The following is a 7,142-nucleotide window of genomic DNA, read 5'->3' on the forward strand; positions in this document are numbered from 1 at the left end:
CGTCCAGGGCCACTCCCCGAAAATCCGGGACGTTCCACGAAGGCGGCCCGCCGACGAGGGATCTAACGGCCGGACGGGCCTTGCGGATGCTGGTGGAACCGGTGCGACAGGGCATCCTCCCGATGCCGGAAGCGAGGGCCGGATCCCGTCGCGGGGACGGCGGGATGCATTGATGAGGGGGATGTCACATCGGCCCCGCGGACGAGGGTATCGAGCAAGAGGAGTGCGAGGCAACCAGTGGGCGGCAACCGCGCGAGCGCGGCGTCAGGCTGATTCGCGCAGTTTGCTCAGCGCGTACTCCAGGTCATCCGGGTATTCACTGACGAAGCGGACCTCATCCTGCGTGCGGGGATGCCGGAAGGCCAGCTCGCGCGCGTGCAGCCACTGGCGGCCGAGGTGCAGGCGGGCGGCGAGCGTGGGGTCGGCGCCGTAGGTGAGGTCGCCGACGCACGGGTGGCGCAGCGCCGAGAAATGCACCCGGATCTGATGCGTCCGCCCGGTCTCCAGCTTCACGTCGACCAGGCTCGCCGAGCGGAACGCCTCCAGCGTGTCGTAGTGGGTCACGCTGGGCTTGCCGCCAGACATCACCGCATAGCGGTAGTCGGCGGTCGGGTGCCGGTCGATCGGCGCGTCGATGGTGCCGCGCAGCGGATCGAGGTGGCCCTGCACCACGGCGTGGTACCGCTTGTCCACCTCGCGCTCCTTGAACGCGCGCTTGAGCACCGAATACGCCGACTCGCTCTTGGCCACCACCATCAGTCCGGTGGTGCAGACGTCGAGCCGGTGCACCACACCCTGGCGCTCGGCGGCGCCGCTGGTGGCGACGGTCTGGCCCATCGCGGCCAGCCCGCCGATCACGGTCGGCCCGGTCCAGCCCGGGCTCGGATGCGCGGCCACGCCGACCGGCTTGTCCACCACCACGATGTCGTCGTCGCTGTAGATGATGGTAAGGCCCGGCACCGGCTCCGTGTTGACCGCCGGCGCGGTCACCGGCGCGGGCAGCTTGACCTCGAGCCAGGCGCCGGCCGCGACCTTGTCGGACTTGGGCCGGGGGACGCCGTCGACCATCGCGTCGCCGGCCTCGACCAGGGTGGCGGCGGCCGTGCGGGACAGCCCGAAAAGCCGCGAGACGGCCTGGTCGAGGCGCATGCCGTCGAGGCCGTCCGGGACGGGAAGAGATCTCGTGGTCACTTTTTCTTTCCGGTGAGACGCGTGCCGTCGCGCTGGCGTCCGGTCAGCTCGAGCAGGACGGCGAGCACGACGCCGACGCTCAGGCAGCTGTCCGCGATGTTGAAAACGGCGAAATACTGACCGTACGGGCCGAAGGCGCTGATCATGTCGACAACGTGTCCGTGCAGGAAGCCGGGCGCGCGGAAGAGGCGGTCGGTCAGGTTGCCCAGTGCGCCGCCGAGCACCAGGCCCAGGGCCAGCGCCCACGGCACCGAGCGCAGGCGCCGGCTGAGGACGAAGATCCAGGTGACCACGGCGACCGTGACCAGCGGGAAGACCCAGGTGTAGTCGCTGCCCAGGCTGAACGCCGCGCCGCTGTTGCGCAGCAGGGAGAGGTAGACCAGGCCGCCCAGGATGCGGACCGGCTCGCCCTCGGTCAGGTTCTCCGTCGAGAGGTGCTTGACCAGCTGGTCGAGCGCGACAGCAAGCACCGCGACGGCCGCGAGCACCATCAACGCGCGCCTCCCGCCACGCGCCGGCGCAGCGGGAGGTGGAGTCACTGTTGCCTCGTCGGCATCAGGGTTCAGCGTCGCTCCTCCAACTGCTTGCACGAGACGCACAAGGTAGCGGACGGGAACGCCGCCAGCCGCTCGACCGGGATGGCGTTACCGCATTTCTCGCACCAACCGTAGTTGCCCTCGCCGAGGCGGTCGATGGCGCGCTCCACCTGAGTGATGCGCTCGAGCAGATTGTTGGCGAGCGAGATCTCCTGCTCGCGTTCGAGCGTCTTGGTGCCGGTGTCAGCGGTGTCGTCGCCGGCCGAGTCGGTCAGCCGCTCACGCTGCAGTTCGTTGATCTCGACCAGGGTCTGGTCGTACTCCGTCTGCAACTCGACGCGGCGCTCCTCGAGCGCGGCTTGGATCTTCTTCGTCTCCGCCGCGCTCCGGGACCGCTTCGTCGCGGTCTTGGCGGTCGAGGCCGACTTCGTGTCAGCTGCCTTGGCCATCGTCGCTCCCTCGGCCACGCGCCCGGCGCGGCTCTTCGGCGGTATTTTCTGCCCCTACGTGCACAAACGGCGCGGCGACCTGCGGGTCGCGCACACCGGTGGCTGGCAACGATACGGAACGTGAAGACCAGCGACAACACGGCGCACCGGCCGGGGTCGGGCCAGGTCGGGACGAATCACCCATCACTGAGCGTCGGATCGCCGACCACGTGCGGTTTAGGGTGTTTCATCATCCGGAGATTCACAGCGGTCTTTCAGGCTGGTGCTCACGCCCTGGGCTCGTCACCCTTCTCGCCGAGCCACCGGGCCAGCCGGCCGCGCCGGCTCACCGCCCGCAGCCGCCGCTCGGCCATGTCGCGGGCCGCCGCGGTGGCCACCAGCAGCAATGCGTCCCCGGCCCGCAGCCGGGTGTCCGGCCCGGGCACGAAACCGATGCCGTCCCGGACCACCAGCGTGATCGCCGCGCCGACCGGCAGCCGCAGCTCGTCGATGTGCACGCCGGCCAGCCGCGACTCCGGTGGCACGTCGATCTGCAGCAGGTCGGCGTTCATCTTCTCCAGCGGCGCGGTCTCCACGTGCAGCTCGGTGGCCTCCCCGGGCGCGGTCACCCCGAGCAGGCGAGCGGCCGGCGCGAGCGTCCCGGCCTGCACCAGCGTGAAGATGATGACCAGCACGAAGACCGCGTTGAACAGCCCGTCGGCGCCCGGCGTGCCGACCGACAGCGGGATGGTCGCGAACACGATCGGCACCGCCCCGCGCAGGCCCGCCCAGGAGAGGAAGGCGCTCCCCCGCCAGCCGATCCGCATCTCCGGGCGCCGCGGTCCGCGCACCGGCCGGGCCAGCACCGCGGAGATCACCACGGACAGCGGCCGCGCCAGCAGCACCAGGGCCACCCCCACGACCAGCGCCGGCACCAGGGCGTCACCCAGCTGGGTCGGCGACACCAGCAGCCCGAGCAGCACGAACAGGCCGATCTGCGCCACCCAGGCCAGCCCGTCGGCGAAACCGAGGATCGACCGGCGGTGCGGCAGCCGGGCGTTGCCCAGCACCACGCCGGCCACGTAGACGGCCAGGAAGCCACTGGCGTGCACGACCGCCCCGGCCGCGTACGCCAGGAACATCAGCCCGACGGCCGCGATGGGATAGAGGCCGGAAGATGGCAGCGCGGCGTGCCGCAGCAGCCAGCGCCCGGCCATCGCGACCAGCCAGCCCAACGCCCCGCCGGCGGCCAGCTCGTAGGCCACGATGATCAGCTCGTACCACCACGGGTGCGTCACCGGGCCGGTCGCCGAGAGCAGCACGACCAGCAGGACCGCCGGGGCGTCGTTCATGCCGGACTCGGCCTCCAGGGTGGCGACCAGGCGCGGGGGCAGCCGCAACCGGCGCAGCGTGGCGAAGACCGCGGCCGCATCGGTCGAGGACAGCACCGCGCCGTAGAGCAGCGCCAGCCGCCAGTCCAGCCCCAGCACCAGGTGCACGACCACGCCGACCACGCCGATGCTGACCACGACGCCGACGGTCGCCAGCACGGCGGACAGGCCGAGCACGGGCTTGAGGGTGGTCCAGCGGGCGGTCAGGCCACCCTCGGCGATGATCATGATCAGGGCGCAGAAGCCGAGGGTACGGGTGAGCTCGGCGTCGTCGAAGCGGATGCCCAGCCCGGACTCCCCCAGCAGCATCCCGATCAACAGGTAGACCAGGAGGCTGGGCAGGCCGATGCGCGTGGAGAATCGGACCGCGGCCACGGCGATCAGCAGCACCGCCGCCCCGATCAGCAGCGCCTGGTCCAGGTTGCCGCTCACCGGCCGCCGTCACGCAGCGCGTCGGCCCGCCGACCCGCGGCCTCGTCGTCGACGGTGAAGATCTTGTCGCGGCTGGTGGCCCCGGTCTTGAGGAGCACCGCGGCCGGGCGCACGCCGAGCGCGGCGGCCAGCGCCCGGCGGATCGCCTCGGTGGCCTTGCCGTCGACCGCGGGCGCCGTGACGGCCACGATGAGCGCCGGCCCGTGCGGCCCGTCGTAGCGCCCGCCGACCGCTGTCCGGCCGGCACCCGGCTTGGCTCGCACCACGACGGACACGCCCGTGGCGGCGTCCGGTGCCGGACTCCGTCCGGACGGTCCGGGCACCCGCCGCTTGGCCATGCCTCATTCTGCCGATCTTCACGTTTCAGCAGCGCACCGGGTCCACCCCACCACACCCAGTGACGACCCACCAATCACAAAACGACACCCCGCCCGGCTGCCAGCTTCAGCAACAGTGGTAGCCCAGCCACGCATCCGACCCCGGGAACGTGCGTGAGCTACCACTTCTGGTCGGCACGCCGGCCGAGCTGGCGTCCGGAGCCTGTGCGCTCGTGAGTTGTCGGTCCGGTCGTCAGGGGCGGGCGTGCTGGGCGACCAGGCGGTCGACCGGGCGGCACAGGCCGCACGGGTTGAAGCCCAGCTCGATGGCCTCGCCGACCGGGATCGGCTCGGTGAGGCGGCCGGCCAGGTGGTGGCAGTCGGGCATGTGGTAGCGCGGCCGGCCGTCGACGACCATGACCTCGTCGTCCATCCGAGCCACGCGGACGGCGTCGCCCGGGCGGACCGCCTGCGGCAGCGGCTCGTCCTCGGGGTCGTCCTCGTCCGGCTCGGCGAAATCCTCGTCGGCCGGCACGCGCGCCGCACCGGATTCGCCTGGTTTGTCCCGTCGGCTCGCCGGGGCGCTCGCGTTCTCGTCGTCATCGTCCTCGTCGAGAAGCAGTGGCTCCTCCCCGGGGCGACGCCATGACTCGTCGCTGCCCGAGCGGGCCGCGCCGATCACCGACGAGGCGCGGTCGTAGTCCGGGGCGCCCGCATCCCGGCCGTCCAAGATCGGGTCAGACCCGGAGAAATCGGCACGCGCCTCATCGGCGGGGGAAGCGTAGTCGTCCGTCTCGCGGGCGTAACGCTCCTCGTCGGCGGCGTCGAGATCGTCGTCGTCATCATCCGCGGCGCGGCCGGGCGGCGGAGGAAAGTCGTCCGCGGCGCGGCCCGGCGGCGGAGGAAGGTCATCCGGCGGAGAGACGGGATGGCCGGGCGGCGGGAGGTCGTCGAAGTCTTCCGCCGGAGCCGGCGAAGCGGGCGGAGGCGGCGGGAAGTCGCCCGGTGGGCGGCGGGCGCTCTCCGCGGCGCGGGAGCCCTGCGCCGTGTGCGTGCCGGCGACCCCGGGGCCCTCGGCGGGCGCGCGGCGGGCGCCGGCCGTGGCGAACTCGGCCGGGGACTGCCCCTCGGCCAGGAACGGGTCGTCCTCCGGAGTGGCCGGGACACCGGGATCGGCACCGGCCGTGGTGGCGCGGCGCCGGGTCGCAGCCTGGCGCGCGCCGATGACCAGCACGACCGCGGCCAGCAGGCTGGCAACGATCGAACCGATCAGCATGATGCTCGACCCCGCGGCGAGGCCCAGCACGAGCAGCGCCACCGCGACGAGGATGAGCAGAAGGGCAACAACGATCATGGCTCATCCTCGCCGAGGTGCAGCCGCCGACGACGAACCGTCAGCGACCCGATTCGATGGAGTTGGAGCGGCTCCCGCCGTACGAGCCGGCGAGCCCCGCGGCGGCGAGACCACCGGAGCCACCGACCGCCCGGCCGGCGTCGGCCCGGGTCATCTCGGCCTCCAAGCCCTGCCCACGGCCGTCGAGGTCGCGCAGCTGGCTCTCGAGGTAAGCCTTCAAGCGCGTGCGGTACTCACGCTCGAACTGCTTGAGCTCCTCGATGTGCTTCTGCAGCGCGGACCGCTTGGCATCCAGGCCGCCCATGGCCTCCTGGTGCCGCTGCCGGGCGTCCCGCTCGAGAGCGTCCGCCTTCGCCCGCGCCTCGCGGGTGACCTCCTCCGCCTTGGAGCGGGCGTCGGAGAGCAGCTTGTCGGCCTCGCGCCGGGCGTCGGACACGTGGTCGTCGGCCGTGCGCTGCGCCATCATCAGGACCCGCAGCGCCTGCTGCTCGCCGTCGCCGCCGGAAGAGGTGGCTCCGGCGCCGACCGGGCCCTGCGCGCGGACCTGCTCCAGCTCGGCCTGCATCTGCCGGGCTGCCTGCTCGGCGGCAGCCTTGTCGCGCTGCACACGGTCGAGCTGGGCCTTGATGTCGTTGAGCTCCGCCGCCAGGCGCGGGTCGGCACCCGAGACGGCTGGAGCGCCACCTCGGCCGCCGCGCTCCACCTGGGCGCGCAGCTCGTTGTTCTCCTCGATCAGACGGGCGAGTTCGCGCTCAACCTCGTCCAGGAAGGCGTCGACCTCCTCCTCGTCATACCCCCGCTTGCCGATCGGGGGCTTCTTGAAGGCGACGTTGTGCACGTCGGCCGGGGTCAGCGGCATCGAAACTCCTCGGGTCAGTTGCGGCCGCGTGGGGCGGGCCTCGTCAGACGCTGAAGGTCACGATGAGGCGCGCTAACACGAAGTTCAAAAGCACGAACAGGATAACCAGCAGGACCAGGGATGCCAGGTCCAAGCTCACGTTACCAATTCGAAGCGGTGGGATCACACGCCTCAACGCCTTGAGGGGTGGATCAGTGACGCTCCACACGGACTCCAATGCGGCGGACGCGCCCCGCCCGGGCTGCCAGCGGCGCCCGTATTGCAGCACCGCACCCAGGACGAAGCGCGCCAGCAGGGTCAGGAAGAAGACGTAGACCAACAGGTACAGAACCTGGAACACGATCGACAGCACGGTGGGCGGATCCCTCGTTCGGGTCAACTCTGGGTGAAGAAGCCGCCCTCAGCGATCTTGGCCTTGTCCTCTGCGGTGACCTGGACATTTGCCGGTGAGAGCAGGAAAACCCGGTTGGTCACGCGCTCGATCGTACCGCGCAGGCCAAACGCGAGACCGGCGGCGAAGTCGACCAGCCGGCGGGCGTCGCCCTCGTCCATCTCGGTGAGGTTGATGATCACCGGGACGCCGTCGCGGAAGTGCTCCCCGATCGTCCGGGCCTCCCGGTACGTTGTCGGGTGC

Annotated in this window: 9 protein-coding genes; all 9 read right to left on the reverse strand. The window is 71.5% G+C overall.

Annotation, left to right across the window (positions count from 1 at the left end):
• Positions 1-264: 264 nt before the first annotated feature.
• A complete protein-coding gene (locus AB0M20_RS19180; RefSeq protein WP_364299853.1) occupies positions 265-1,149 on the reverse strand; it encodes an RluA family pseudouridine synthase in 885 nt (294 codons plus the stop codon).
• Between the two features lie 38 nt (positions 1,150-1,187).
• A complete protein-coding gene (gene lspA / locus AB0M20_RS19185) occupies positions 1,188-1,682 on the reverse strand; it encodes a signal peptidase II (protein ID WP_364299839.1) in 495 nt (164 codons plus the stop codon).
• Positions 1,683-1,753: 71 nt separating this feature from the next.
• On the reverse strand, positions 1,754-2,176 hold the full coding sequence (locus AB0M20_RS19190; RefSeq protein ID WP_364299841.1) for a TraR/DksA family transcriptional regulator: 423 nt from the start codon (positions 2,174-2,176) through the stop codon (positions 1,754-1,756).
• Between the two features lie 266 nt (positions 2,177-2,442).
• Complete coding sequence (locus AB0M20_RS19195; protein WP_364299843.1) at positions 2,443-3,978, reverse strand: potassium/proton antiporter; 1,536 nt, start codon at positions 3,976-3,978, stop codon at positions 2,443-2,445.
• The gene (locus AB0M20_RS19200) at positions 3,975-4,316 is read right to left on the reverse strand and encodes a DUF167 domain-containing protein (RefSeq protein WP_364299845.1); all 342 of its coding nucleotides are present in this window, start codon (positions 4,314-4,316) and stop codon (positions 3,975-3,977) included. The genes AB0M20_RS19195 and AB0M20_RS19200 overlap by 4 nt, the downstream gene beginning before the upstream one ends.
• A gap of 232 nt (positions 4,317-4,548) precedes the next feature.
• Positions 4,549-5,649: a hypothetical protein gene (locus AB0M20_RS19205; RefSeq protein ID WP_364299855.1), complete on the reverse strand. Its 1,101-nt coding sequence runs from the start codon at positions 5,647-5,649 to the stop codon at positions 4,549-4,551.
• 40 nt (positions 5,650-5,689) lie between these two features.
• Positions 5,690-6,508 (reverse strand): DivIVA domain-containing protein, encoded by an 819-nt coding sequence (locus AB0M20_RS19210; protein ID WP_364299847.1) that lies wholly within the window; start codon positions 6,506-6,508, stop codon positions 5,690-5,692.
• Between the two features lie 43 nt (positions 6,509-6,551).
• Positions 6,552-6,860, reverse strand: a complete 309-nt coding sequence (locus AB0M20_RS19215) for a YggT family protein (RefSeq protein WP_364299849.1) — start codon at positions 6,858-6,860, stop codon at positions 6,552-6,554.
• A gap of 23 nt (positions 6,861-6,883) precedes the next feature.
• Positions 6,884-7,142, reverse strand: a 259-nt coding sequence (sepF, locus tag AB0M20_RS19220; protein WP_364299851.1) for a cell division protein SepF, incomplete at its 5' end; no start/stop codon positions are given.

It is taken from the genome of Actinoplanes sp. NPDC051633 (assembly GCF_040681735.1).
Taxonomy (GTDB): Bacteria; Actinomycetota; Actinomycetes; order Mycobacteriales; family Micromonosporaceae; genus Actinoplanes.